This is a genomic window from Corynebacterium sp. LK28 (assembly GCF_014335105.1).
Lineage (GTDB): Bacteria > Actinomycetota > Actinomycetes > Mycobacteriales > Mycobacteriaceae > Corynebacterium > Corynebacterium macclintockiae.
This window is the reverse complement of the sequence record NZ_PDGZ01000009.1, coordinates 273,031-298,617: the sequence shown is the minus strand read 5'-3', so window position 1 is coordinate 298,617 and position 25,587 is coordinate 273,031. Positions and strand designations below refer to the sequence as shown.

Below are 25,587 nucleotides of genomic sequence, written 5' to 3'. Positions count from 1 at the left end.
CAGCTAGCAAAAGCCAGCAGCTAAGCGCTAGCCGAAGCTAGCAACTAGATGATGCGGCCAGAACGGCCCTTGTAGTCGCGGTAGTTCTTGCGACCTGCGTGAATGCACGCAGAGCCCGCAACAACAGAAACCACGGAAATTACTACACCGGTGATCAGGTACATCATGGCGTTGTCCTGAGTACCGGACATGTTGGTAGCCAGGCCGAACACGATGGTGCCCAGACCCGGCATCAGCAGCAGCCAGAAGCCCATGCCGATCCAAGTGAGGGAGCGCTGCAGCGAAGAGTGCGGCGCATCAAAGCTGGACGGCTGGTAGCCATCAACGTAGTAACGCTCCATGTGCAGGTTCTCACTGAGTGCCATGGTTCTCTCCTACTTTCTGAAACTTGTCTTGGAGTTGATCTTAGTCATCCTTGCCGCGGAAAGCGGCACGGGTGCGTTCCTTTGTGATAGCTGCCACAGCCGTCAGCGGGATACCCGCCGGGCAAACGTCAGCACACTCGCCGTACAGCGAGCAAGGTCCGAAGGTACCCTCGACCTCGTCAACCATGTTGCGTGCACGCTTGCCACGCTCCTCGCGGCCCAGCGGAGACAGCGTCAGGTGAACCAGCTTCGCACCGGTGAACAGGTGGGCTGCACCATTCGGGCAAGCAGCAACACATGCACCGCAGCCGATGCAGGCTGCGTGATCCAGAGCCTTCTCCGCGTCGGAGTGGTTGACCAACAGAGAGTCGGCATCCGGGGCGGTGCCGGCCATGACGGACACGAAGCCACCCTTTTCCATCACGCGATCCAGTGCGGAACGGTCGACGACCATGTCCTTGATCACCGGGTACGCAGCAGAGCGCAGCGGCTCCAGCTTGATGGTATCGCCGTCGTTGAAAGACAGCAGGCGCTGCTGGCAGGCCGGCTTGTTCTTGTCCGGACCGTGCGGACGGTCGTTGACCATCAGGCCACAGGTACCGCAGATGCCCTCGCGGCAGTCGGAAGCGAAGGCGAAGGGCTCCTTGCCCGCTTCAACGTACTTGTTGTTTACGTGGTCGAGCAGCTCCAGGATGGACATCTGCTCTGCAGCGTCGTCAACGTCAACAGACTCGAAGTGGCCTTCGGCATTCGGGCCCGCCTGACGCCAGATTTCAAGATGCAGTTTCATTACTTGTAATTCCTTGTCATCAGCGGGATACGGTCGAAGTACAGGGGCTCAGAGTGGCGGATGAACTTGTTCTCGCCATTCGGCTCCCAGGCGGAGACGAAGCACCAGTTGTCATCGTCACGCTCTGCCTCGCCGTCTTCGGACAGGTGGTCATCGCGGTAGTGGGCACCACAGGACTCGTCGCGGTCCAGGGCGTCCACGCACATCAGCTCGCCCAGATCCAGGTAGTCGGCAACGCGGGTTGCGTACTCCAGGGTCTGGTTCATCTCCTCGGTACCGCCCGGGATGTGGACGTTGGCCCAGAAGTCCTTGCGCAGTGCGCGAATCTTCTCGATTCCGTCCTTCATGTCCTTCACATTGCGGGACACGCCACAGGAGAAGTACAGGATCTCGCCCAGCTGGCGGTGGTAGTACTCCGGACCGTGCGGGTTGTCGCCCTTGATGGTGGTCAGACGCTCGATGCGATCCTTTGCACGCTGCAGAGCCTCCTGCGCAGCCGGGGAATCGGCGGCCGGGATTTCCTCACCCAGGTGCGGCGCCAGGTAGTTCGGGATGGTGAACGGCAAGGTGAACCAGCCCTCCACGGAGGAGGACAGCAGGGAGTTAGCACCCAGGCGGTTCGCGCCGTGGTACATCCAGGAGGACTCACCAGAGCAGAACAGACCGTCGATGGACGTCATCTCGTTGAAGTCAGTCCACAGGCCACCCATGGTGTAGTGGCAGGTCGGGGCGATGCGCATCGGGGTCTCGTAAGCGGACTCGCCGATGGCCTCTTCGTACATCTGAATCAGGTTCGAGTAGCGCTCGCGGATCGTGTCCTTGCCCAGGCGCTGGATAGCGTCGCCCAGATCCAGGTACACGGAGTTCTTCATCGGACCCACGCCGTAGCCAGCGTTGATCTGCTGAGCGTTGGCGCGGGAAGCGATGTCACGCGGAACCAGGTTGCCGAAGGCCGGGTAGCGGCGCTCCAGGAAGTAGTCGCGCTCGTCCTCCGGGATGTCGTTCGGCTTGCGGTCGTCGCCCTTCTTCTTCGGGGTCCAGATGCGGCCGTCGTTACGCAGCGACTCGGACATCAGGATCGTCTTGGACTGCCAGGTGGAGTTCACCGGCAGGCCCGTCGGGTGGAACTGCACGAAGGACGGAGACGCCATGTAGGCACCCAGCTCGTAGGCGCGCATGATGGCCGAGGCGTTGGAGTTCTTGGCCAGCGTGGACATGTGGTACACGTTGCCGTAACCGCCGGTGGCCAGCACGGTTGCGTGGCCGGTGTGAGCCTTCAGCTCGCCGGTCAGCAGGTTGCGCATGATCACGCCTTCACAGCGGCCGTCCTTGACGATCAGGTCAACGAGGTCGTTGTGGGTGAAGATCTCCACGTGGCCAGCGCCGATCTGACGGTACAGCGCGGAGGTGGTGGCCAGCTGCAGCTGCTGACCCGTTTGGCCACGGGTGTAGTACGTACGGGAGACCTGAACGCCACCGAAGGAACGGGTTGCCAGGGTGCCGCCGTACTCGCGGGAGAACGGTGCGCCAACAGCGTTCATGTGGTCGATGACCTTCGGGGACTCCATAGCCAGTCGCCAGCAGTCGTTCTCGCGGCAGCGGTAGTCGCCACCCTTAACGGTGTCCTTGGCGTGCAGGTAGGTGGAGTCGTTATCCAGCTTCTTACCGCGGGAGGAGTTCACACCGCCCTGCGCAGCGATGGAGTGCGCGCGACGCGGGGAGTCGTGGTAGGTGAACACCTTCACGTCGTAGCCCAGCTCGCCCAGTGCGGCAGCTGCGGCGCCACCGGCCAGGCCGGTACCGACGATGAGGATGCGGAACTTGTTGCGGTTCAGCGGAGACACCATGCCAAAGTGCTCCTTGGCGTACTGCCACTGCTTGTCCTGGCTCACCACGTGGGGTGCGTTGTCCTTCAGGACCTTACCGACGGTCACGCCCTCGACGACGGATTCCGGAGCCGTGAAAGCGGCGACGGCCTTGTCGTAGTCGAAGTCCGCGGTCTGATTGTGCGGGTGGTTAGTTACTTCGCTCATTTAACTCTCTTCTCCTTGAAACCAGACTCGCCGTTAATGCCCAACCGGGACGAAGGAGGCCTGATCAACCAGCCCAAACATCACAGCCAGCGGGATGGAGATGTTGCCGATCATCACGATCGCAGGCAGCAGGTAGGCGATCCACAGCATGACCTTGCGGGTGCGGTGGCCGGTGATGCCCAGGTCCGAGGTGGCAGTCCAGATGCCGTGGGACAGGTGCATGAACAGGATCAGCATCGCCAGGATGTAGAAGATGGCCACAGCCGGGCGCTCGAAGGATGCGACCAGGTTCTGGAAGGCAGCGTGTGCGCCATCAACCGGACCTTGGAAGTCGTCGGAGGCGACGGGCTTTACACCCATCGTCAGGTCCAGGATGTGGAAGATAATGAACAGCAGCAGCACGATGCCGGTGACGATCATGCTGCGGGCGGTAAAGGTGTTCCAGCTGCTGACCATGCCCTTGCGGCGGTAGCGGCCACGGGACTGGTGAGCACGGCCGGTCAACGCGAATGCGCACCACACGTGCAGGATCAGGGAAACCAGCAGCACGATTCGAGCAACCCACAGGAAGGACTCGTGCGGCAGCAGCGGGTAGCCGAATTCACGCAGGAAGTCGGCGTAGGTGTTGAAGGATTCGGCCCCCATGTAAACCTTCAGGTTTCCAACCATGTGAACCAGGACGAACAGCGCGAAGATGATGCCCGTGATGGCCATCGTCAGCTTCATCGCCCACGAAGGGAAGCCTGGCTTCTCGCGCAGGCTCGAAGTTCTCAGTTTTCCGTGAGCGATTGCCTCACGGTCGTCATACTTAACAGTCATGGCACCTCCAGTGTCATAGACACTGTATGTGCTAAAGCCCCCCTCGGACTACTTGTGTACCTGCATGTTCCCGGTTCTACACCCCGTTATGGGGTACGCCATTTCCGCAATACAAACCTTGCAAAAATACAGCTAACGGTACAGCCGTACTGTTAAATATGTGATGAGAGGCCGTCAACCCTCGGCGTCACACTGGTCACACGGTTTTCGCGGCGCTCTTTGTCGCTTTCTTATTGACGCCACACTCCCCACCCCTGCCGCTCACTACCTACCTCGCAGGGGTTACGGGGGTAACGACACACGCTGGCGGTGGGCGTCAATAAAGATATATTTTTATAACCGTACCCGGTGGTCCGGAGCGACGGGCGACGCATCGCCATCTTCACCGTCGGCGCGATGCTCGCTGAGCAGCGTCGGCCCCTTTACAATGACGGGCTCGTGGCCGACGACGACCTCCTCGCCCATGACCCAGATCGGGCCGACCTTGCGGTCGCCCTCCTCCAGCACCAGCTCTACCTCGCCGGGGCGGACCTCCACGCGCAGGCGCTCGCCGTACAGGGTGATGTGGTACGTCAGGGACTCCCACTCGTCCGGCAGGCGCGGGTCGATGGTGAACTGCCCGTAGAAATCGCGGAAGCCGCCGAAGCCGTTGGTCAGCGCCGTCCACGCGCCGCCACACGAGGCGATGTGCACGCCATCCGAGGCGTTGTGGTGCAGGTCGCCCATGTCCACGAACAGGCCGCGGTAGAAGAACTCCTCGGCCTTCTCCTTATAGCCGAGCTCCGCGGCGATGATGGACTGCACGACGGCCGAGAGGGTGGAATCGCCCGTGGTCAGAATGTCGTAGTAGTTGTAGTCCGCGCGCTTGACCTCGGTGGAGAAGCGCTGCCCCTGCAGGAATAGCGCCAGCACCACGTCGGCCTGCTTCAAGATCTGGTAGCGGTAGATCGTCAGCGGGTGGTAGTGCAGCAGCAACGGGCGCTTCGGTCCGACCTCCGGGTCGTCCAGGTCCCAGATGCGGCGGTGCAGGAACTGGTCGTCCTGCGGGTTGACCTTCAGTTCCTCGTTGTAAGGGATGTACATGCAGTCGGCAGCCTTGCGCCACAGGTCGACCTCGGCCTCCGTGACGTGCTTCAGGTGCTGCAAGTTGCGGTATTCCTCCGGGCGCTCTTCCTCCATTTGGCGCACCACGGCCGCCGCGACCTCCAGGTTGTACTGGGCCATGACGTTTGTGTACAGGTTGTTGTTCACCACGGTCGTGTACTCGTCCGGGCCGGTCACGGAGTGAATCTCGAACTTGTCCTGATTGCTGTTGAAGAAGCCGATGGACATCCAGAACCGTGCGGTCTCCACCAGCAGGCTGATTCCCTGCTGTAGCAGGAACTCCGTGTCGCCGGTCGCGTAAACGTACTTCATCAGCGAAAACGCAATGTCGGCATCGATGTGGTACTGCGCCGTACCCGCCGCGTAGTAGGCCGAGGATTCCTGGCCATTGATGGTGCGCCACGGGAACAGGGCGCCGTCGTGCGAAAGCTCCAGCGCACGCTGCTTGGCCGCGGGCAACATGTCGTAGCGGAAGCGCAGGGCGTTCCGAGCCAGGTTGGGGTTGGTGTAGCACAGGAACGGCATCACATAGATCTCCGTATCCCAGAAGTAGTGGCCGCCGTAGCCGGATCCGGTCATGCCCTTTGCCGGCACACCGTTGGTCTCCGCGCGGGCGGAAGCTTGGATCAGCTGGAAGATATTCCAGCGCACCGCCTGCTGCAGCGCAGGCTGGCCGGCGATGCGCACGTCGGAGCGCTCCCAGAAGCGGGCCAGCCACTCGGCCTGGTTATCCATCAGGTTGCTAAAGCCCACCTGCTTCGCGCGGTTGATGGTGCGCGCGCAACGGAATGCGAGCTCCTGCGGGGCGACGTGGCGGGAGGAGTGGTACGCCGTGAATTTCTCCAGGCGCATCTTCATTCCCTTCTTGCCGTTCAGGTGGTACGTCACGCGGGCGACGTCCTCTTCCACCTCCGTGGAGACCTCCACGCCGGTGTCCACGCCCGTGTCCGTCTCATCCGAGGGGTTGTCGATGTCCAAGATGTGGTCCATGGAGACTGTCACGGTCATGCCCGAGTGGTTGATCTGGTAACCCAGCGTGGCACGTTCCGGCTCGGTGCTGGACTGGTACTTCGGGATGAACACGCGGTCCTGGAACTGCTCGCCCTTGCGCGGGTCGAAGCCTTCCTCGCCCGCCACGCGGGCGTTGTTATCCGGGAACTCGCCCTGGCCGTCCTCGCGGTTCAGCAGCTGGGAGGAGACCACAACGGCGGCCGGCGCGTCCAGCAGCTCGACTTCCAGGGACTGCAGCGCCAGATGGCGCTCCTGGAAACTCACCATGCGCTCGGAGGTCACGCGCACGTGCTTGCCGCCCGGAGTGCGCCAGACCAGGCTGCGACGAAGCACGCCCTCGCGGAAGTCCAGGCTGCGGTTGTATTCCATGACCTCCGCGTTGCCCAGACGCAACGGCTCGTCGTCGATGTACAGTCGCATAGCCTTCGCATCCGGTACCGAGACGATACTCTGCCCCGTGCGCGCCAAGCCGTAGGCATCCTCCGCGTGCTCGATGTCCCAGGTTTCGTGCACGCCGTTGATGAACGTGCCGTGAGTGTGGGAATCGCGCCCTTCCTCTGGGTTGCCGCGCAGCCCCAGGTAGCCGTTGGACAGCGCGAACAGGGTCTCGGATACTCCCAGGTCCATGGAGTTCGGGCGGGTTTCAATCAGAGCCCATTCGTCAACCGGGTTGTTGTCGCGGTCCACAGACTCCAAAGGATTCACCGCACTGTGTTTCATGTCCGCGCGGAAGCCCTCCGCGCGCAAGTCGCCGCCGTCGATCGGGCGCTTGTACCCCGGCTCCGCTCCCTCTCGGCGGGTTGCCAGGAAGTCCTTCAGCCGCTGGTCGGCAGGACTGCGCTTGGTCTGTCGTTGGGCGTTGATCCCCATAGTGTTTCCGGTCTCCCCGAGTCGTTCTGTGCTTTTCCAGCTGTTCGTTCGTCTAAAAATCCTGCGGCCAGCCTCCTGGCCGCACGCTCTAACCCAGCAGGTCCGCCAGGTCATCGACCACGATGTCCGCGCCGTGCTCATGCAGCGCCTCCGCCCCGGCCCCGCGATCCACGCCGATGACCAGCCCAAACTTTCCGGCCTTACCGCTGGCCACGCCACTGGTGGCATCCTCCACCACCACAGCATTCTCCGCACTGGCGCCGAGCTGCTGCGCGCCATACAGGTACGTATCTGGTGCGGGCTTACCCGGCAGATTCTTTTCGGACGCCACCTTCCCATCGACTACAACCTCAAACCGATCGAGCAGCCCCGCCGCCTTGAGCACCGGGCGGGTGTTCTTCGAGGAGGAGACGATAGCGATCTGCGGCGACTTCTCCGCCGCTGCGGCGCGGTCCCGGATGGCATCCAGCAACTGCACGGAGCCCTCGTAGGCCTGCACGCCTTCCTCCACCAACTTCAGGAAGTCCTCGTTCTTGCGAGCCCCCAGGCCGTGGATCGTGTCCTGATCAGCCCGATCGTCCGCGTTGCCCTCTGGAACCTCAATGTCACGGCTAGCCAGCAGGGCGGCCACGCCCTCGTCGCGACGGCGGCCGTCCAGGTAGTCAAAGTAATCCTGTTCGGTGTAGGGCTCGGCACCCTTGGCCTCCAGGAACGCACTGAACATCCGTGCCCACGCCTGGCGGTGGAGCTCTGCGGTCGGGGTGATCACGCCGTCGAGGTCGAAAAGTACGGCGTCAAAATCAAAGAGAGATCGGGCAGGCGGGGTGCCAAAGGTGGTGACGGACAAAGTCGGGCTCCTTCCGGGGGCGACTTGGTGCATGTGCGTTCGTACGTGCGTGATCGTGTGTCCACCAGTCTAACCAGGGGTCGAACAACTGTCCGTGCAAGGAAGTTGCAAAGAAGCTGCGCGGAAATGGGCATAGGAAAACCGCCGGGTAAGGCGGGCTCACACCGGCGGTTAAGTTCGTATCGCTTTAGGCGATGCCGTTTTTAGCCTTGAACTCCAAACGACGGGCGTGCAGAATCGGCTCGGTGTAACCAGCCGGCTGCTCCAGACCCTTAAACACCAAATCCTTCGCAGCCTGGAAAGCCACAGACTCATCAAAGTTCGGCGCCATGTTGCGGTAGTTCGCATCACCAGCGTTCTGCTCATCCACCTTCGCAGCCATACGCTGCAAAGACTCCAGAACCTGCTCCTCAGTCACCACACCATGCTTCAGCCAGTTAGCCAAGTGCTGGGAGTTAATACGACAGGTAGCGCGATCCTCCATCAGATCAATGTCGTGGATATCCGGAATCTTGGAGCAACCCACACCCTGCTCCACCCAACGGACCACGTAACCCAGGATGGACTGGGAGTTGTTGTCAATCTCCTCGGCGATCTCCTCAGCAGACCAATCAGCAGACTCCGCCACCGGGATAGTCAGGATGTCGCCCAGGGTCTCACGGCGGCCCTCCGTGCGCAGCTTGTCCTGCACCTCGAAGACATCCACCTCGTGGTAGTGGGTTGCATGCAGCGTCGCACCCGTCGGCGACGGAACCCACGCAGTGGAAGCGCCCTCCTTCGGCTGGCCGATCTTCTGCGCCAGCATGTCAGCCATCAGCTCAGTCTTGGCCCACATGCCCTTACCGATCTGTGCCTTACCCGGCAGACCGTGCGCCAGGCCAGCATCCACATTGTTGTCCTCGTAAGCCAGCTTCCACGGCGCGGTCTGCAGATCTGCCTTACGCACCATCGGACCAGCCAACATAGAGGTGTGGATCTCATCACCAGTACGGTCCAGGAAGCCGGTGTTAATAAACGCCAGACGCTCCTTAACCTGCGCGATGCAGGCATCCAAGTTGGCAGTGGTACGACGCTCCTCATCCATCACACCAACCTTCAAGGTGAACCTCTCCAGACCCAGCAGATCCTCCACAGCACCGAACAGGTCGTTGGTGAACGCAACCTCCTCCGGGCCGTGCTGCTTCGGCTTCACAATGTAGATCGAACCATTACGGGAGTTACGAAGCGGGTTGTTCTCATCCAGACCCGGGATCGCAGCAGCCGAAGTAATGACGGCATCCATGATGCCCTCGAAAACCTCCTCACCGTTCTGATCCAGGATCGCCGGATTCTGCATCAGGTGGCCAACGTTACGCACAAACAGCAGAGAACGACCATGCAGACGCAGCTCCTGACCATCGCGGGAGGTAAACACACGATCCTCGTTGAGCTTACGAGTGAAGGTCCTGCCGCCCTTCTGGACTTCCTCGGTGAGGTTGCCGGTGTTCAGGCCGAGCCAGTTGCGGTAGCCCAGGGTCTTGTCGGTTGCGTCGACAGCAGCGACGGAATCCTCGAAGTCCATGATGGTGGAGATGGCGGACTCGAGGTTCAGGTCCTTCACGCCGGCCTTGTCGGTCTTGCCGATCGGGGACTCCGGATCGATCTGAATGTCGATGTACAGGCCATTGTTGTACAGCAGGATGTCACTCGGGTTGGCCTTGTCGCCGCCGAAGCCCGCGTAGACCTCTGGGTTGCGCAGGTGCACATCGTTGCCGTCGATGGTGGCGGTCAGCTGGCCGGACTCCACGGCGTACTTGGTGACGTCCTTGTGGGAGCCGGACTCCAGCGGGACAACGCGATCCAGGAACTCACGGCCCCACTCGATGACCTTGTCGCCGCGGACCTTGTTGTAGCCGGTGCCCTTTTCCTGGCCGTTTTCCTCAGAGATAGCGTCGGTACCGTACAGAGCGTCGTACAGGGAACCCCAGCGGGCGTTCGCCGCGTTCAGCGCGAAGCGGGCGTTCAGGATCGGCACCACCAGCTGCGGACCGCCGGTCGTGCCGACCTCCGGGTCGATGTTCTGGGTCGTAATCTCGAAGTCGCCCGGCTCGTCGACCAGGTAGCCGATCTCCTTCAGGAAGGCCTTGTACTCCTCCGGATCCTGGGCACCCTTGTGGTCGGCGTACCAGGCGTCCATCTTCTTCTGCAGCTCGTCGCGAGTGTTCAGCAGCTCACGGTTGCGCGGGGTGTACTCCTCGACGATCTTGCCGAAGCCATCCCAGAACTTCTCCTGCTCCTCAGCGGAATCCTTGCCAATGGCGGGAAGTACCTCGGTATTAACGAAGTCGTAGAGAGTCTTGGCGACCTGAAGGCCGCCGGCTGTTACGCGCTCGGTCTGGGTCATAGTGACGTGGCTCCTCACATATCAATCGATTTACCTATCTAAAGGTCTCTGTCCTCAAAGACTAGGTGAGTTCCCTCACGATCGGTATGGAGTTGGTCATAGATCGCACTTTTCCCACCCCCACCGACGGGGATTATCGGGCAGGCTTGTTCTTCTTTTTCTTTTTGACGCCACAAGTCAGCCCGTGGCGCACCACACCTATAAGTGCAGCAAGAGAGCCAGATCACGTTCATACCTTGAGGCGTCACTAAGAAACAGTGTGGATAAGATCTTCACAAGATTTACAAAAAGAGTGACCACCCCCACACATAAATATCCCCCTGACCGGCATTGACGCGGTTATTTGGGTTGGTACTCTCGTAGGCAGAGACACGGGACGCAGACTTCACCTGAACAGTGCCGAACAGCGTTGTTAAGGATTAGTAGTGTGCGGTTCAGTGTCCCCCCGCCAGGAACCCCCGGGCAGGGACCATGACATAACTCTCCCCTTAATTAGTAAGGAAGTGACCCCTACATGTCGAACGTCGGCAAGGCACGTACCGCTGAAGAAATCCAGAAGGACTGGGACGAGAACCCCCGCTGGGCTAACGTCGAGCGCGATTACACCGCAGAGCAGGTCGCTGAGCTGCAGGGCACCGTTGTTGAAGAGCACACCCTGGCACGCCGCGGCGCTGAGATCCTGTGGGAAGCAGTCAACAAGGATGACGACTCCTACATCAACGCCCTGGGCGCCCTGACCGGTAACCAGGCCGTTCAGCAGGTCCGCGCAGGCCTGAAGGCTGTTTACCTGTCCGGTTGGCAGGTTGCAGGTGACGCTAACCTGTCCGGCCACACCTACCCCGACCAGTCCCTGTACCCGGCGAACTCCGTTCCGTCCGTCGTTCAGCGCATCAACAACGCGCTGTCCCGCGCAGACGAGATCGCTCGCGTTGAGGGCGACACCTCCGTTGACAACTGGCTGGTTCCGATCGTTGCCGACGGCGAGGCTGGCTTCGGTGGCGCACTGAACGTTTACGAGCTGCAGAAGGCCATGATCAAGGCCGGCGCTGCAGGTACCCACTGGGAGGACCAGCTGGCCTCCGAGAAGAAGTGTGGCCACCTGGGCGGCAAGGTGCTGATCCCGACCCAGCAGCACATCCGTACCCTGAACTCCGCACGTCTGGCAGCTGACGTTGCCAACACCCCGACCCTGGTTGTTGCTCGTACCGACGCTGAGGCCGCTACCCTGCTGACCTCCGACGTTGACGATCGCGACAAGCCGTTCCTGACCGGCGGCCGCACCGCTGAGGGCTTCTACAACGTGCAGAACGGCATCGAGCCCTGCATCGCCCGTGCGAAGGCATACGCTCCGTACGCTGACCTGATCTGGATGGAGACCGGCACCCCGGACCTGGAGCTGGCTAAGAAGTTCGCTGAGGCTGTTCGCTCCGAGTTCCCGGATCAGCTGCTGGCTTACAACTGCTCCCCGTCCTTCAACTGGTCTGCACACCTGGACGACGACACCATCGCCAAGTTCCAGAACGAGCTGGGCGCAATGGGCTTCAAGTTCCAGTTCATCACCCTGGCAGGCTTCCACGCTCTGAACCACTCCATGTTCGACCTGGCTTACGGCTACGCCCGCAACCAGATGACCGCTTTCGTGGAGCTGCAGAACCGCGAGTTCGCTTCCGCCAAGGAGCGCGGCTTCACCGCTGTGAAGCACCAGCGCGAGGTCGGTGCAGGCTACTTCGACAAGATCGCCACCACCGTCGACCCGAACTCCTCCACCACCGCCCTGAAGGGCTCCACCGAGGAGGGCCAGTTCCACTAAGCCGCTTGCTTTCAAGCGCTAGGAACTAGCTGCGCGGGTCATTAGACCCGCACACCGCTAGAGCCCGGTCAGCACGAATGTGCTGGCCGGGCTCTTTGCTAACTAACTCTTTACTAACTAGGCGCTAGCCACCCTGCGGCGCTAGCACCATATGGCGCTAGCTACTGGAGGAAAGAGATCCGGTAGAACCGTTGGAGCCGCCACCGAAGAGCGCGGCGAGGCGCGCACCCAGGGACTTAAAGAACTCCACGATGCGCTCCCACACGGTCAGAGTCTTGCCCTCCACATCCACCGTCACGATTGCGGCCGGGGACTTCACCCCCTCCTGGCTGGCATTCACCGTGATCTGGTGCCCCTTGCCCGCCGGCAGGTAGCCCAGTTCGCAGGCGAAGGAGCCTTCGGCGTCCGCAGTTGCCACACATCGAGTATCCGCCGGACCCGTAACCTCTACGAACTGCCCCGCCGCAGCCTTGCCGCTGACACGAGCCACGTCCGTGCTCCGCAGCGGGGTGGGCTCGACGCGCACCTCGGTCGGCGCCTTCGGCAAAGCGGTGACGACGCGCGTCTTCGCCGGTGCGGAAGTCGCGCCCAGCAGGTTATCCACCGGGGCGAAGCGGGCGACGATCGACGCCTCCCCCGTGGCCTCCGGGGTCCAGTCACAGGTAGCCACGCCGTCCTCGTTGGCCTCCGCGGTGCAGAGAACCTGGCCGTTAGAAACGAACTCGACGTTGCGACCGGCCACAGTGGCTGCCTCACCGTTTGCCGGCGGCTGCGTAATCGCCAACTTGGCCTCCAGCTTCAGCGGCGCGGCCTTCTCTACAACTTCCGGCAGCGCGCTGAGCTCCAGGGAAGTCTGCGCCTTGGCGGCCTCCTGCACCTTGACAGCAGGGCCGCCGTTGAACTTGCTCGGTGCGTAGTCCTTCGAGGACTTCCCGAGCCAGCCCCTGTAGGTGTAGGCGAAACCGGACTCCAAAGGCTTTTCCGTAGAGCACTCTTCCGAGACCTCGTAGTCCAGCGTGAAGGTGTGCGGGTTCGTGGCGCTGAACTCCCAGTACCCCTTCGCCTCGGTAGAGGTGATCGTTGTGACGCCCGGCTCAGTGCTAACCGCGCTGTTCGGCAGCGGGATCGCCCCACCATCACCGATCTGCAAGGTGGCGGAACCCGGTACGTACTTCAGGCAGGCATCGACCTTATTCTGCCAGTTGTAGATACTGTCGGTGCTTCGCTTCGTCGTAAACGTCTGCGTGTAGGTGATCTTCTGTCCCACGGAAGGCTCGGTATTGCTGACAGTTCGGGTGTAGACCGACGACGAATCGGTGTACGACTCGGAGGCTGTTGCAGCCGAAGCGCTGGGTACCACTGCGGAAGCCAACACTGTTGCCACGGCCACGCCGGTAACGCCAGCGATAGAGCCCGTGCGGGCGATGCGGACGATGCTGTGCCGCTGCACGCGGCGAGAATTATTCATTTCTTTTCTTCTTCTCTCACGTCACACTGAAACTAGCTGGAAGACAGCACGCCACGGGACGAGCCCTGCATCGCAGAGGACCCCTTAGTGGAAGCCTTAGAGGACCCCTGGGCCGAACGGGAAGGCTTGACGGTGCCCTCCTCGTAGCCTGCGAATACGTAGGCTCCCTCGTTGTTGCCATCCTTAGTGCACATAATGAACGCCGCAGCGTCGAAGTCGGTGCGCGCGCCGGAACTCGGAGCTGGCAGTGCGGCCTTAACATCCACCGTGGACTGCGGGGCAACGGTGAACTTAGCGATCTGACCAGCGTGGCCCGCTACGCGGGCAGCGCTGTACTCGCCGGAAATGTCATTGCGATCCTTGTTGGCCTTACCCAGCAGCGAGCCCAGCCCCTGCAGCAGTCCGGCGGAAGAACCAAGGTTCAAAGTGCCCAGGTTGAGCTGGCCGATGAGCGGCAGCGAAGGGGTCTTCACATCTACATTCGGAGCAACGTAGTGCAGGTTGTTGCGGTAGTACTCGACCGACTTTGCAACCAGGTCGCTGGTAGTCACGTCTCCGGCAGACGTGTCCTTGCCCTGAACACCTGCACAGGTAAAGGCCGAATCAGTGTGGTTGGTTACGGTGCCGGTAATGGCGGTAGCGGTGGCGTCCGCAGCATTAACCTTGACGCTCAGATCCTGCTTGTCCGTAAAAACAACAACGCCAGTCGTATCCGCACCGGGAACAACATTGGCTGCGCTAGCGACCGCGCCATTAGACAGCGCCGCCACCACGGTGGTCGACAGCGCTACAGCCAGCAGGGACTTCGAAAATGTCTTTGACATGGGGAATTCCTCTCGAGGACGAATGAATCGAGGAGTAATGAAACTTGGAACTTTGGGGAAGCACTAAGCGCTAGCGGGAGGAAGAACCCAGCAGGCTAGACGGTGCGGAACCGGCCGGACGGGAAGATCCAGCGGTAGCGGGAGCCGGCTTGGTACCCGGCTGGTAACCGGCGAAGATGTAAGACTGCTTCGGGTCTGCGGTGACATCGGTGCAGTAGAGCAGGGCACCAGCGGCGAATTCGGTGCGCTCCCCGTTGCCCGGCGCGTTCAGCTTGACGGTGAACTCCTGGGTAGCGAGGGGCTCCAGATCAAAAGGAGCCAATTCTGCGGTGTGACCAGCCAATCGTGCCGAATCCCACTGGCGTGCCAGAGAGGCGCGGGTGGCAATGTCCTTGCCGAACAGGCGGCCCAGGCTGCCAGCGGGAACGTACTTCAGGAAAGGAGTCGTGGGAACTACGCCCAGGATGGGGGCAGCTACACCGTCCTTTGGGGAAAATGGCTGTTCGCGGTAGTAATTCACAGCCTGGGAGACGATGTCGGAGGTGGCTACCGCATTGGGCAGCTCGGCGGGCTTGGAATCCTTCGGTGCAGCGCCCGGGGCTGCGCAGCGGAACTTGTGGTCATAGGTGTTCTTTACCGTGACCTTGACGGTGCCGCTGGCGGCATCGGCTGCTTCTACGTCAACCTTGACGCGGGGACTATCAGTAACCACGACGGTGCCGTCGGCCGACGCGCCTGGCAGCTGGCTCACCAGGGTATCTGCAGAGGCAGGGGTCAGCGCCACAGTGCCGCAGGCTGCCACGGCGGCTACGCTAGCAACGCCGATGCGGGTTACTCGGCGGGAAATGGAAAGGGGGAAACGGATCATTCGGACGGGCTCTCTTTCAAGTCAGTCTTACTGCATCACACCGACGGATACAGTCGAGGACATATTACCCACACAAGGTCAAATACGCAGTGCTCAACAGGGGGGTAAAAGCGCCGATAAAACCCCCTTTTCGATATAAAGCATAAGAAAAGACAGTTATATCGCTAAATATATCCAGCAGACTTCCCTCTGAAAGCCATGAATATACTGATGGGCACCATGGGCAAACGGATTGAACACACACAGGGAACGGAGCACGCAGCCAGCCCTGCAGGCAATACAGAACGCAATGCAGAGCGCCCCTTCGTCGGCTCCCGCTTGCGCCAACTACGCAAAGAGCGCGGAATCTCCCAGGCTCGCCTGGCCGAAATCCTGGATCTTTCCGCCAGCTACGTCAACCAGATCGAACACGACGGGCGCCCACTGACCGTCGCCGTCCTCGAGCGCATCACCGCAGCCTTCGGCATCGACCCGACCTTCTTCGCCGATCAAGATTCCACCCGCCTTCTCGCGGAAATCCAGGACGTGACCCTGGACCCGGAAATCAGCCCCACCCCGGCGGACGTTACCGAACTGGCAGCGCTTGTGAAGAACCACCCGGACCTCGCCCGCGCCTTCGTGGATCTGCACTCCCGCTACCGCAACGTTTCGGACACCCTGTCGCTGCTCACAGAAGAACGCGTGCAGGGCTCCGCCATCCTCTCCATCACGCCCAAGGGCGAACTCTTCGGTCGCGCCTCCGGCCCCGAGGCGTTCTCCATGCCCCATGAGGAAGTCCGTGACTTTTTCTACGCCAGGCAGAACTACATCGATGTTCTAGATGTGGCGGCGGAAAAGTTGGCGTCCAGAATAAACATCGGGGCGAACCAGATACACCACACAGAACAGATCCTCGCCGAGCGCCTGCAACAAGTGCACAAGGTGGAGGTGATTTACTCGCGCGACCTGGGCGATACGCAGCATAAGTTCGACCCGAAGCGAAAGACCCTGCACGTGTCGGCGAAGATGCGCCCCGGGCAGATCGCGTTCCGGCTGGCGACGGAGCTGGCGTACCTGGAAGCCGGAACGACAATCGACTCGTTGGTGGAGCTGGGACACTTCCAATCCGAAGAAACCCGCGCGCTCGCCCGGCGCGGCCTGGCCAGCTACTATGCCGCCGCACTGTTGCTGCCCTACCGGCAGTTCCACAGCTCCGCGGAGGAATCGCGCTACGACCTAGAGTTCCTCATGCGCGAATACGGCGTGGGGTACGAGACGGTCTGCCACCGCCTGTCCACCCTGCAGCGCCCCAGCCTGCGCGGCGTGCCCTGGACCTTCGTGCGCGTGGATCGCGCGGGCAACATGTCCAAACGTCAGTCTGCGACGGGGCTGCACCTATCGAACTCCGGCGGCACGTGCCCGCTGTGGAATGTGTACGAGACGTTTAGCTACCCCGGCAAGATCATGCGCCAGATCGCGCAGATGCCCGACGGGCGGACGTACCTGTGGATCGCCCGCACAGTGAACCACCACCGCGCGGCGTGGGGGCAGCCGGGGAAGATGTTCGCCATCGGACTGGGCTGCGAGCTGCGGCACGCCGACCGCACAGTGTACTCGGACGGGCTGGATCTGAAGGACACGTCCGCGGCGGTGCCGATTGGCTCTGGCTGCCGATTGTGCCCGCGCGAGAACTGCCCGCAGCGCGCCTTCCCGCCGATCAACCGCACGGTGGAAATCGACCCGCACCGTTCGAGCGTGTCGCCGTATTAGTGCTGGTTCCTGCGGCGCTGGTTCCTATGGCGCTGGTTCCTGCAGTGGGCGCTAGTCACCGTCGAAGAGCCCGACGATCTGCCTGCGCTGCAGCTCACGGCGGTTGTATGTAGCTTCGCGCACCGATTCGTCGGTATCGAAGCTCGATCCGAGCGCCCCGCCGAGGGTACCTAGGGACGCCGCGAACCACGCCAACGTCAGATAATCCACCGGCGTGATGTCCGCATTGACCCGGCTTTCGAAGAAGGGAACCGGCACGACGGCGGCACTGACCAGCAGCATCGTGAGGTAAATCAGGATATAAACCCCAGTCGCGGAGATCAGCACCGTACCGGTGGTGGCCAAGTTATCCATCCGCGCACGCCACCATGCGGCACTATCCGCGGCGGGCTGGGCAGCGCCACCAGTGGCTACATTCACCGTAGTGGGTTCCGGGTTGCGGCTATACGCCCCGTTCCACAGGCCGTTTTTGTAGATCAGCCAGAAGGTCAACAGGGTGATCGACAGGATGGTGATCATGATCTGCCGCCAGGAGCTGATCAGGTAGGACATCTCCCACACCGAACCGTAGAAGATGCCGAAGCCACCGGTGGCCACGCCCGTGGCTAGGCAGCTGGACAGCACCCTTATGAGTTGCCCGGGGCGGTTGCCGCGGATCATTCCCAGCAGCAGGCGTAGGGTTCGGCCGCGACCTTCCAGCACGCGGGTCGTATCGGCTTCCACGTCGCCGCCTTCGATGTCGTCCACGCCTTTTTCGCGCTGGCCGGCTCCGGCGGGTTTGCCGCAGACCAGGCGCGATAGCTCCTGGCGCAGGCCCTCTTTGGCCCGCAGCAGTCCGAAGGCCGGCAGGCACAGCATGGTGGCCCTGCCGTGTTCGACGGTCTGGCTAATGACCGGTCGCCGGGTGGTGAGGGGCAGGTCAGTGACGTACACCAGCCGATCCCAGCCGTAATCGCGCAGAATACCGGGGGCGGAATCGGCCAGGCGGACGTTGCCGAACTCATCCATGGGCAGCGTTCCGGTGCGGAATTCGAGGATCGGCTTGTCCCCGGAAACGTGCTTCTGTGAGACCTCGTCTAGCTCCTTGAGCAGCGCTCGCACGCGCACCGCTGGCAGGCCGCGGTCTGCCAGCAGGCCAATCTTCTCAGGCAATCGTTGCACCAATCATGGCGGTGGGATGACGACGCACGCCCGGCTCCATCGAAAGGAGCCGGGCGCTACAACCTTTTACAGGTTGATCATGTGCCCGCCGGCGATGCCGTGGGCGGCTTCCTTCATGGCCTCCGACAGGGTCGGGTGCGTGTGGACGTTGCGGGAGATCTCTTCGGCCGTCAGGTCGAAGCGCTGCGCCAGGGTCAGCTCCGGCAGCAGCTCGGACACGTCCGGGCCGACCATGTGGGCGCCCAGCAGTTCGCCGTACTCTGCGTCTGCCACCAGCTTCACAAAGCCCACTGCGTGGCCTAGGCCCTGGGCCTTGCCGTTTGCGGTGTAGGGGAAGGTGGCGACCTTCACTTCGCGACCTTCTTCCTCTGCCTTCTTCTTGGCGGCTTCCTCGGTGTAGCCGAAGGATGCAACCTGCGGGGAGCAGAAGGTGGCGCGCGGCATCATCATGTAGTCGCCCAGCAGCTCGGTCTCTTCGCCGGCGATGATCTCGGCAGCGACCACGCCCTGTGCCTCGGCAACGTGGGCCAGCTGCAGCTTGGCGGTGACGTCACCAATGGCGTAGATGTGCGGAACACTGGTGCGCATCTCGTCGTCGATATCAATGGCGCCGCGCTCGGTCAGCTTCACGCCGGTGTTCTCCAGGCCATAGCCCTCCACGCGGGGTGCGAAGCCGATGGAGACCATCACGCGGTCGGCCTTCAGGGTCTCGCTCTTGGAGCCGTCGGCGGACTCGATGTCCACCTCCACGCCCTTGCCTTCGCCCAGGTCACGGACGGCGGTGGTCTTGTGGCCGGTCTTCAGGTTTACGCCCAGCTTCTTGTACTGCTTGGCGATTTCCTTGGACACATCCTTGTCCTCGTTCGGCAGAACGCGGTCCATGAATTCAACGACGGTGATGTCCACACCGAAGTTGGACAGCACGTAGGCGAACTCCATGCCGATGGCGCCTGCGCCGATGATGACCATGGAGTCCGGCTTGTTCTCGTCCAGGATCTGCTCTTCGTAGGAGACGATGTTGCCGCCCAACTCCACGCCCGGCAGGGACCTCACAACGGAGCCGGTGGCGATGATGCAGTTATCGAAGGTGATGGTCTTGCCTGCATCGTCACCGTCGGAGACCTCGATGGTCTTGTCGTCGACGAAGTTGCCGCGTCCGTGGATTTCCTGAATCTTGTTCTTCTTCATCAGGAAGTGGACACCCTTGACGATGTTGCCGGAGACCTTGCGGGAGCGCTGGTGCGCAACCTTGAAGTCCATCGAGATGTTGTCGCCGGTAATGCCGTAGGTCTTGGCTTCCTTGGTGATGGTGTGCGCAAGTTCGGCGTTGCGGATCAGCGCCTTCGAGGGGATGCAGCCCACGTTGAGGCATACGCCGCCCCAGTACTGCTTTTCGATAACGGCGGTCTTCAGACCCAACTGAGCGGCACGAATCGCCGCCACGTATCCGCCAGGGCCTGCTCCGAGTACTACTACGTCAAAATGTTCTTTAGCCACAAGTCCCAAGGGTACTTAATGTTCTTCGCTCGTGTTTGTCGGGCTTGGCTTTGTTCTCCTCGACACTCTTTATGACGCCTCACGCCCCAACCAGCGGTCACTCCAGAAAAACTTTTAACTTTAGTAACATTAGACCCACTAGCCATATTCATAACACCCCTGTTTGGGTTCCCCGCGGAAACTTTTCCCTCCTCGGGTTCCTATAACCGCACTAAATTGGGTAAACTCCCCCTTGCCTTAGAGATTCGCTGAGAATTCCTTGAGACTCCTCGGTGAAGCCTCCCCCGTTCACAATGATCACTCACGCCTCGGGCTCTTAAAATTCTGACCTTTCCCCAGGTGTGACTCCCACAGAAGGATCAACTTTATGAAGCGAAGCATCGTCCGCACTCTGGCCGCCGTCACGGCAGCGATCGCTCCCTTTGCCACCGTTTCTGCTGTCGCGCCAGCCGCCCAGGCCGCAAGCGTTTCTGCTGCACAGAAGGCCGACGGCATCGCTCCGGCAAAGATCAGCCTGAACACCGAGACCCAGGGACTGTCGGAGGACACCACCACCTGGCGCAGCATCATCAAGAGTTGGAACGACAAGGGCTTCGACAACATCCAGGAAGTTTCTGCCTACTCTCCTTCGATGAAGCGCCACATCCCGTTGGTCGTTATCCAGCCGAAGGACAAGGAAAAGCGCGATAACGCGCCGACCCTGTACATGTTGAACGGCGCAGACGGCGGCCAGGGCATCGCTAACTGGATCCGCCAGACCGACATCGTCACCTACTACGGCGGCAACAGCGATCCTTCCAAGGGCACCGTCAGCCCGGGCATCGGTGCGAACATCGTTATCCCGATGACCGGAGCGTATTCCTACTACACCGACTGGGTCACCGAGCCGGACACTTCGGAGATCAAGGGCCCGCAGAAGTGGGAGACGTTCCTTACCCGCGAGCTGCCACAGGCCATCGAGCCGGCTCTGAAGGCTAACGACAAGCGCGCTATCGCCGGCATGTCCATGACCGGCACAACCTCTCTGCTGTACGCCCAGCACCACCCGGGCTTCTACGACTCCGTCGGCTCCTTCTCCGGCTGCGCTGCAACCACCACCGGCCTGACCCCGAAGTTCATCGACCTGGTTCTGAACCGCGGCGGCACGGACTTCACCAAGATGTGGGGCCCAGTAGACGGTGAGGTTGCCCGCAACAACGATGCTCTGATCAACGCTGAGAAGCTGCGTGGCCAGAAGAACATCTACGTTTCCACCAGCTCCGGCTTCCCGGGCGAGCACGATATGCCGTGGTCCGAGCGCGTGAATGGCCAGCTGTCCTCCGCAGCTCCAGTCATCTTCGAGGGTGCTGTCATCGAGGGCGCCACCAACGCCTGCACCCGAGACCTGGCCCGCAAGACCAACGCGCTGGGCATCCCGGTGAACTACAACTTCCGCCCGGCAGGCACGCACCAGTGGGGCTACTGGCAGGACGACCTGCGCGGCTACTGGAAGCACCTGGTTAACGGCCTGGGCACCGGTGCCGAGCGTCCGCCGCTGCAGCCGACCAAGCCGATCTCTCCGGAAGACTACTGGGCAGGCTCCACCTCGGGCTCCTAAAAGAAGTTCCGACTAGCGCCTGCGATCATTTGCAATAGCTAAAGACCACTTCCCCCGCCACAGAGAGCACCTCCGTGGCGGGGGTTGTCCTATGCAGATAGTAGTGTGCCTTACATGAAGCAATCCCAACAGCAGCCTCGTCCTTTCCGCAGCTCCCCCATCGCCGGAGCCCGGGATGCCTACACGGGCGTGGACTTCAACCTCGGGTTCCACGTGCTGAGCTACGACCTGCAACTGGACTACGACGTTGAACCCAACCACCTGCGTGGTGTGGCTCGCCTGGCGGTAGAAAACTACCGGCCGTTGAAGACGATGACGTTGGACTTGGCCAGTAACCTGGCGGTCAACCGGGTGGAGGTCTCCGGCCACGGGGTGGCAGCCACCAACGGGGCAATCAAGATCCGTCGGTTCCGCCACAACGGCAACAAGCTGACGATCACCTTCGTGGAGGAAGTCGCGGAGGACCAGTCGTTCGACCTGACCATCAAGTACGGTGGCTTCCCGCGCCCGCTGCGCTCCAAGTGGGGCGAGGTCGGCTGGGAAGAAACCGATAACGGCGCCCTGGTTGCAGGCCAGCCCAACGGCGCCCCCAGCTGGTTCCCCTGCGACGATACGCCGGACGAAAAGGCAACGTTCCGCATTGCCATCACCGCCCACCGGGACGTCACCGCCATCGCTCACGGCACCCTGGTGGAGCAATTCAACAAGGGCAACAACACCACGCGGGTATTCGAAACCAACTACCCCATGGCCACTTACCTGGCTGCGGTGTACGTGGGCCCCTACCAGCGGGTGGATTTCCGCAGCGCAGAACTGGGCCGCAAAACCGTGCCGGTTTTTGGATGGCTACCCCAGGGAACCGAACACGCCAAGCGGGTACGCGAACTGGTCAACGAGGACTTCAGCCAGCAGACGGAGATGGTCGAGGTCTACTCGGAGCTCTTCGGCACCTACCCTTTCCCGGAGTACTCCGTGGTGGTCACGGACGAGGAAATGGAGATCCCCCTCGAGGCCCAGGGAATGAGCATGTTCGGCTGCAACCACGCCGACGGCAAGCACACGTGGGAGCGCCTGATCGCCCACGAGTTGTCCCACCAGTGGTTCGGCAACTCTGTGGGCCTTGTCGAATGGCGGGATATTTGGCTGAACGAAGGCTTCGCCTGCTACTCCGAGTGGCTGTGGTTTGAAAAGTCGCAGGGCATCCCCGCCGCCCACCATGCGTGGGCGCACCACCAGGCACTCGCAGACAAGCCACAGGACATTCTGCTGATCGACCCCGGCGCCGACGACATGTTCGACGACCGGCTCTACAAGCGCGGAGCCGTCACCGTACACGCCCTGCGCGTGCTGCTGGGCGACGACGCCTTCTTCGACATGGTCAAGCGCTGGACCACCCAGCACCGCATGGGCTTGGTGGAAACCCGCGACCTGGAAAACCTGGCAAGCACCGTCGCTGAGGAAAACGGTGTGGCCCGAAGTGAGGTGCAGGGGCTTTTCGACCGCTGGTTGCGTCATGAAGAACTGCCCGACTTCCCCGGCGGCGAGGGCACCGAGCTCAGCAGCGAACAGCTCCGTGCCCTCCCCGCAGGCCCGGCGGCGGAGATGGTCGATGCTTCCGGACCCGCGCGCGCAGTGGATGCATTGAAGCGCGTTGGACAGAAGCTCGGCGAGCTCGGCGACAGGCTGCAGGACTAACCCCGGGTCTCACCCAAGAAGGTTCACCGATGCGCGCCATTTCGCTCGCCACCGTCTTCGTGGCAATAGCCGGCTACCTGGTCATTTGGGTGGCCAACAAGGGGCTCAGCACGGCCGGGTACGAAGACTTCATGGTCTACTGGTCGCTGTTCTTCGCGATGACGGGCGTGCTGGACGGGTTGATGCAGGAAACCACTCGCGCGGTTTCCACCCGGCGTGCACAGCCGACGGCACCTCGGACGGCGACCCGAAAGGCAACTCGAACGGCGAAGCGAAATCCGACGGAGCAGACTCCCCGCCCCTTCGCCCTCACGGGCTACATCGCCGTGGCCGTGGGTGTGCTTGCTCTGGCCACCGGACCGCTATGGATCGGGGAACTCGTGCCTAGCCAGACAGGGTGGGGCCTACTCCTTTTGGCGGTCGGTCTGGCTTGCTATACCTTCCAGGCGACGGTCTGCGGATTACTGTCCGCCAACCACTCGTGGCCTAGTTTCGCCTGGTTGATGGCCATCGATTCGGGCGTGCGGCTGGCGCTGGCCGTCGTCGCGTGGGCCCTGGGGTGGCAGCTGCTGGCCTACCTGTTTGTCACTGTCATCGGCGCGGCCACGTGGTTGCTGATCCTGGCGTGCTCGCGCTCTGCGCGGGCTACTCTGCGCGATCGGGCGGATGTGGCTGCGCGTCCATTCCTCTCGCGCACGCTCAAGGCAATGGTCGCCTCGGGAGCAAACGCGGTGATGATCACCGGCTTCAGCGTGCTGCTGCGCTACACCTCCGGGGAGGAGGTTGGCCCCGGCGCGCTTGCTGCCACTATCACGGCCATTACGCTCACGCGCGCGCCGATCCTGGTGCCTCTCCAGCGTTTCCAACCCGCGCTGATCGTGCATTTCACGAAGCATCGCGAGCGAGTTCTGCGCGCCGCTGCCCTTCCCATCACCGCGGTGGGTGCCGTCGCAGCCATCGGAGGTGTTGCCGCCTTCTTCCTCGCCGCGCCACTGATGGGGCTATTTTTTGACGCCGCCGTGATCTCCTCCCCTTCCACCCTCAGGTGGCTCACACTGGTCTCCGGGGCGACGGCCATCCTGATGATCAGTGGGTCGGCTGCACTCGCCGCGGATCGCCACAACCTCTACACCGCCGGGTGGCTGATCGCGATTGCACTGTCGACAGCGGTGCTGATGCTGGACTTCTCCCCCGATACGCGCGCGATCTTGGCGCTGGCGATCGGCCCGAGTGTCGGTGCTGCGGTGCAGCTCGGCGTGCTTGCGCTTGCAGCTGCAGAAGGGAAACCGAAAGCTAGTTCCCCGGCTCCTGCGGGACTGGAATGAACTTCTTGGAAGTCAGCGTCACCACGATAAGACCAATGAGGGCAACCACCGCACCGAAGCCCAACATCTCGGTGTAGGTGAACCAGTCCTTCAAACGCGACAGGATCATCGGGAAGAAGAAACCGATGTAGGTGATCGTGTAGAAGAAGGCGGTCAAGCCACCCAGATCGTCGGCGCTAGCGATGCGCTGAACCTCCGTGAGGCCAGAGATCAGGCACACACCGTAGCCGGTGCCAAGGATGAGGCCGACGACGACCGTGCCAACCAGCGATCCCACGTGGGCAGTCCAGGCGGCCACCACCATGCCGATGATCACCAGTACCAGGCCGATCTGCTGGGCCTGAGAGTTATTCGGGTTGATGTACTTACTGGAGACCTGCTGAATACCGAAGCCACAGGCCAGGGCGACAGCAGTAATACCGGCAGAGAAGGCGATGGGATAAGAGACCTCGTCCTGCGCCAGGCTAGGCATAATCGCGTAGGCAACACCAGCGCAGCCGAAGACCCACGGGGCGATCGGGATCACGGCAGTCAGGAAACGCGGGTGCCGGAGGGAGGGGACGTTGAGGTCCGACCAGAAAGAGCCCTTGACCTTGAGGTGCGCGTTCTGGCGGGTCTCTGGGACTCCGAGGATGCCGACCATCGACAGGGCACACAGCAAGATACTGAGGATATAAGGGGTCTGGCCCGGGGCAGGCCCCCACTCCGCAAGCACGCCCGCAAACGCCGCACCCACGGCAAAGCCCAAGGTCAGGGACATCGTCGCACGGCGGGCACCGGCGCCCTCTTGAGCGTTGGGATCGAACGACGGTGTGGACAGCTCCTTGATCCAAGCTCCACCGGCGGTCATCACCATGCCAACGGCGAAGCCGCTGAGGAGTCGGCCGGTAAAGATCAGCGGTTCATTCATCTCGCCCGCTGCGATGAGGACACTGCCGACCAAGCTGATGATCGGGGCGGGCAGCATGACGATGCGGCGGCCGTAGCGGTCCGAAAGCGGGCCACACAGCAAAAGACCCGCGGCAATACCTGCTGCATAACAAGCCAGGAGGGCATCGACAAAGACGGAACCAAAGACGTTCTCGCCCCGGTAAAACACCATCATCGGGGTGAACTCGTTGCCCGCGTAGGCCACCGCCAACACGGCGAAAGCCACCAGCATCCAGTACTTCTTCTCCGCGCGGCTTGCAGCCCCGCGCGTGGAGGGGGCAACCCTGCGACTGCGCAACTCGCGATCCTGTACAGCGCCGTCTTGCAGGGCGCCACTCTTCGCTGCGCTGTTCTGCACAGCGCCGTTCACGCCCCGGTGATTCTCGTCAATTGTGCCCTCAGTCATAGGGGCAAGCCTAGTCACCTGCTCGACGGCCACAA

The 25,587-nt window shown here is 61.9% G+C and carries 18 protein-coding genes; 5 read left to right on the top strand and 13 right to left on the bottom strand.

Translation table 11 applies throughout. The features are described 5' to 3' along the window. Positions 1–44: 44 nt before the first annotated feature. The 7 genes from CRD15_RS04710 to CRD15_RS04680 form a co-directional block, all read right to left on the bottom strand. Entirely contained in the window at positions 45–365 is a 321-nt protein-coding gene (locus CRD15_RS04710) for a hypothetical protein (RefSeq protein WP_034972540.1), read from the bottom strand. 40 nt (positions 366–405) lie between these two features. Continuing rightward, a complete protein-coding gene (locus CRD15_RS04705) occupies positions 406–1,155 on the bottom strand; it encodes a succinate dehydrogenase/fumarate reductase iron-sulfur subunit (RefSeq protein WP_034971002.1) in 750 nt (249 codons plus the stop codon). After that, on the bottom strand, positions 1,155–3,188 hold the full coding sequence (locus CRD15_RS04700; protein ID WP_034971001.1) for a fumarate reductase/succinate dehydrogenase flavoprotein subunit: 2,034 nt from the start codon (positions 3,186–3,188) through the stop codon (positions 1,155–1,157). Before CRD15_RS04700 ends, CRD15_RS04705 begins: the two co-directional genes overlap by 1 nt. Before the next feature lie 33 nt (positions 3,189–3,221). Then, positions 3,222–4,007, bottom strand: a complete 786-nt coding sequence (locus CRD15_RS04695; protein WP_034971000.1) for a succinate dehydrogenase cytochrome b subunit — start codon at positions 4,005–4,007, stop codon at positions 3,222–3,224. A 333-nt stretch (positions 4,008–4,340) separates the two neighbouring features. Then, positions 4,341–6,992: a glycoside hydrolase family 65 protein gene (locus CRD15_RS04690; protein ID WP_070552257.1), complete on the bottom strand. Its 2,652-nt coding sequence runs from the start codon at positions 6,990–6,992 to the stop codon at positions 4,341–4,343. Positions 6,993–7,080: 88 nt separating this feature from the next. Beyond that, a complete protein-coding gene (locus CRD15_RS04685) occupies positions 7,081–7,839 on the bottom strand; it encodes an HAD family phosphatase (RefSeq protein ID WP_187402028.1) in 759 nt (252 codons plus the stop codon). A gap of 187 nt (positions 7,840–8,026) precedes the next feature. Then, on the bottom strand, positions 8,027–10,222 hold the full coding sequence (locus tag CRD15_RS04680; RefSeq protein ID WP_187402027.1) for a malate synthase G: 2,196 nt from the start codon (positions 10,220–10,222) through the stop codon (positions 8,027–8,029). Positions 10,223–10,736: 514 nt separating this feature from the next. On the opposite strand from CRD15_RS04680, the gene aceA reads away from it, so the two are divergent. Next, positions 10,737–12,032: an isocitrate lyase gene (gene aceA / locus CRD15_RS04675; RefSeq protein WP_034980003.1), complete on the top strand. Its 1,296-nt coding sequence runs from the start codon at positions 10,737–10,739 to the stop codon at positions 12,030–12,032. Positions 12,033–12,189: 157 nt separating this feature from the next. Here aceA and CRD15_RS04670 read toward each other — a convergent pair whose 3' ends face one another. The 3 genes from CRD15_RS04670 to CRD15_RS04660 form a co-directional block, all read right to left on the bottom strand. Then, positions 12,190–13,500 (bottom strand): Ig-like domain-containing protein, encoded by a 1,311-nt coding sequence (locus CRD15_RS04670; protein WP_034980007.1) that lies wholly within the window; start codon positions 13,498–13,500, stop codon positions 12,190–12,192. A gap of 32 nt (positions 13,501–13,532) precedes the next feature. Then, positions 13,533–14,324 carry a hypothetical protein gene (locus tag CRD15_RS04665; protein WP_034980010.1) on the bottom strand — a complete coding sequence of 264 codons (792 nt, stop codon included), beginning with the start codon at positions 14,322–14,324 and terminating at the stop codon, positions 13,533–13,535. 70 nt (positions 14,325–14,394) lie between these two features. Then, positions 14,395–15,192 (bottom strand): hypothetical protein, encoded by a 798-nt coding sequence (locus CRD15_RS04660; RefSeq protein ID WP_034993129.1) that lies wholly within the window; start codon positions 15,190–15,192, stop codon positions 14,395–14,397. A gap of 219 nt (positions 15,193–15,411) precedes the next feature. Here CRD15_RS04660 and ramB point away from each other — a divergent pair, with 219 nt between their 5' ends. After that, the gene (ramB, locus tag CRD15_RS04655) at positions 15,412–16,941 is read left to right on the top strand and encodes an acetate metabolism transcriptional regulator RamB (RefSeq protein WP_051879557.1); all 1,530 of its coding nucleotides are present in this window, start codon (positions 15,412–15,414) and stop codon (positions 16,939–16,941) included. Positions 16,942–16,992: 51 nt separating this feature from the next. On the opposite strand, the gene CRD15_RS04650 is transcribed toward ramB, so the two are convergent. Both CRD15_RS04650 and lpdA read right to left on the bottom strand, forming a co-directional pair. Continuing rightward, a complete protein-coding gene (locus CRD15_RS04650; protein WP_230580257.1) occupies positions 16,993–18,102 on the bottom strand; it encodes a hypothetical protein in 1,110 nt (369 codons plus the stop codon). A 66-nt stretch (positions 18,103–18,168) separates the two neighbouring features. Next, positions 18,169–19,599, bottom strand: a complete 1,431-nt coding sequence (gene lpdA, locus CRD15_RS04645; protein WP_034968854.1) for a dihydrolipoyl dehydrogenase — start codon at positions 19,597–19,599, stop codon at positions 18,169–18,171. A gap of 367 nt (positions 19,600–19,966) precedes the next feature. Here lpdA and CRD15_RS04640 point away from each other — a divergent pair, with 367 nt between their 5' ends. The 3 genes from CRD15_RS04640 to CRD15_RS04630 all read left to right on the top strand — a co-directional run bounded on the left by CRD15_RS04640 (position 19,967) and on the right by CRD15_RS04630 (position 24,216). Beyond that, positions 19,967–21,196 (top strand): alpha/beta hydrolase family protein, encoded by a 1,230-nt coding sequence (locus tag CRD15_RS04640; RefSeq protein WP_187402026.1) that lies wholly within the window; start codon positions 19,967–19,969, stop codon positions 21,194–21,196. Between the two features lie 114 nt (positions 21,197–21,310). Further along, the gene (locus CRD15_RS04635) at positions 21,311–22,891 is read left to right on the top strand and encodes a M1 family metallopeptidase (RefSeq protein WP_187402025.1); all 1,581 of its coding nucleotides are present in this window, start codon (positions 21,311–21,313) and stop codon (positions 22,889–22,891) included. 29 nt (positions 22,892–22,920) lie between these two features. After that, positions 22,921–24,216, top strand: coding sequence for a hypothetical protein (locus tag CRD15_RS04630; protein WP_187402024.1), 1,296 nt, complete (start codon positions 22,921–22,923; stop codon positions 24,214–24,216). On the opposite strand, the gene CRD15_RS04625 is transcribed toward CRD15_RS04630, so the two are convergent. Beyond that, complete coding sequence (locus CRD15_RS04625) at positions 24,185–25,378, bottom strand: MFS transporter (RefSeq protein ID WP_370546802.1); 1,194 nt, start codon at positions 25,376–25,378, stop codon at positions 24,185–24,187. The genes CRD15_RS04630 and CRD15_RS04625 overlap by 32 nt on opposite strands. Between the last annotated feature and the right edge of the window lie 209 nt (positions 25,379–25,587).

Coding starts and splice junctions, on each gene's coding strand:
- CRD15_RS04710 (WP_034972540.1), bottom strand. CDS start 365: ATGGCACTCAGTGAGAACCTGCACATGGAGCGTTACTACGTTGATGGC.
- CRD15_RS04705 (WP_034971002.1), bottom strand. CDS start 1,155: ATGAAACTGCATCTTGAAATCTGGCGTCAGGCGGGCCCGAATGCCGAA.
- CRD15_RS04700 (WP_034971001.1), bottom strand. CDS start 3,188: ATGAGCGAAGTAACTAACCACCCGCACAATCAGACCGCGGACTTCGAC.
- CRD15_RS04695 (WP_034971000.1), bottom strand. CDS start 4,007: ATGACTGTTAAGTATGACGACCGTGAGGCAATCGCTCACGGAAAACTG.
- CRD15_RS04690 (WP_070552257.1), bottom strand. CDS start 6,992: ATGGGGATCAACGCCCAACGACAGACCAAGCGCAGTCCTGCCGACCAG.
- CRD15_RS04680 (WP_187402027.1), bottom strand. CDS start 10,222: ATGACCCAGACCGAGCGCGTAACAGCCGGCGGCCTTCAGGTCGCCAAG.
- aceA (WP_034980003.1), top strand. CDS start 10,737: ATGTCGAACGTCGGCAAGGCACGTACCGCTGAAGAAATCCAGAAGGAC.
- CRD15_RS04670 (WP_034980007.1), bottom strand. CDS start 13,500: ATGAATAATTCTCGCCGCGTGCAGCGGCACAGCATCGTCCGCATCGCC.
- CRD15_RS04665 (WP_034980010.1), bottom strand. CDS start 14,324: ATGTCAAAGACATTTTCGAAGTCCCTGCTGGCTGTAGCGCTGTCGACC.
- CRD15_RS04660 (WP_034993129.1), bottom strand. CDS start 15,192: ATGATCCGTTTCCCCCTTTCCATTTCCCGCCGAGTAACCCGCATCGGC.
- ramB (WP_051879557.1), top strand. CDS start 15,412: ATGGGCAAACGGATTGAACACACACAGGGAACGGAGCACGCAGCCAGC.
- CRD15_RS04640 (WP_187402026.1), top strand. CDS start 19,967: ATGAAGCGAAGCATCGTCCGCACTCTGGCCGCCGTCACGGCAGCGATC.
- CRD15_RS04635 (WP_187402025.1), top strand. CDS start 21,311: ATGAAGCAATCCCAACAGCAGCCTCGTCCTTTCCGCAGCTCCCCCATC.
- CRD15_RS04630 (WP_187402024.1), top strand. CDS start 22,921: ATGCGCGCCATTTCGCTCGCCACCGTCTTCGTGGCAATAGCCGGCTAC.
- CRD15_RS04625 (WP_370546802.1), bottom strand. CDS start 25,378: ATGCTGGTGGCTTTCGCCGTGTTGGCGGTGGCCTACGCGGGCAACGAG.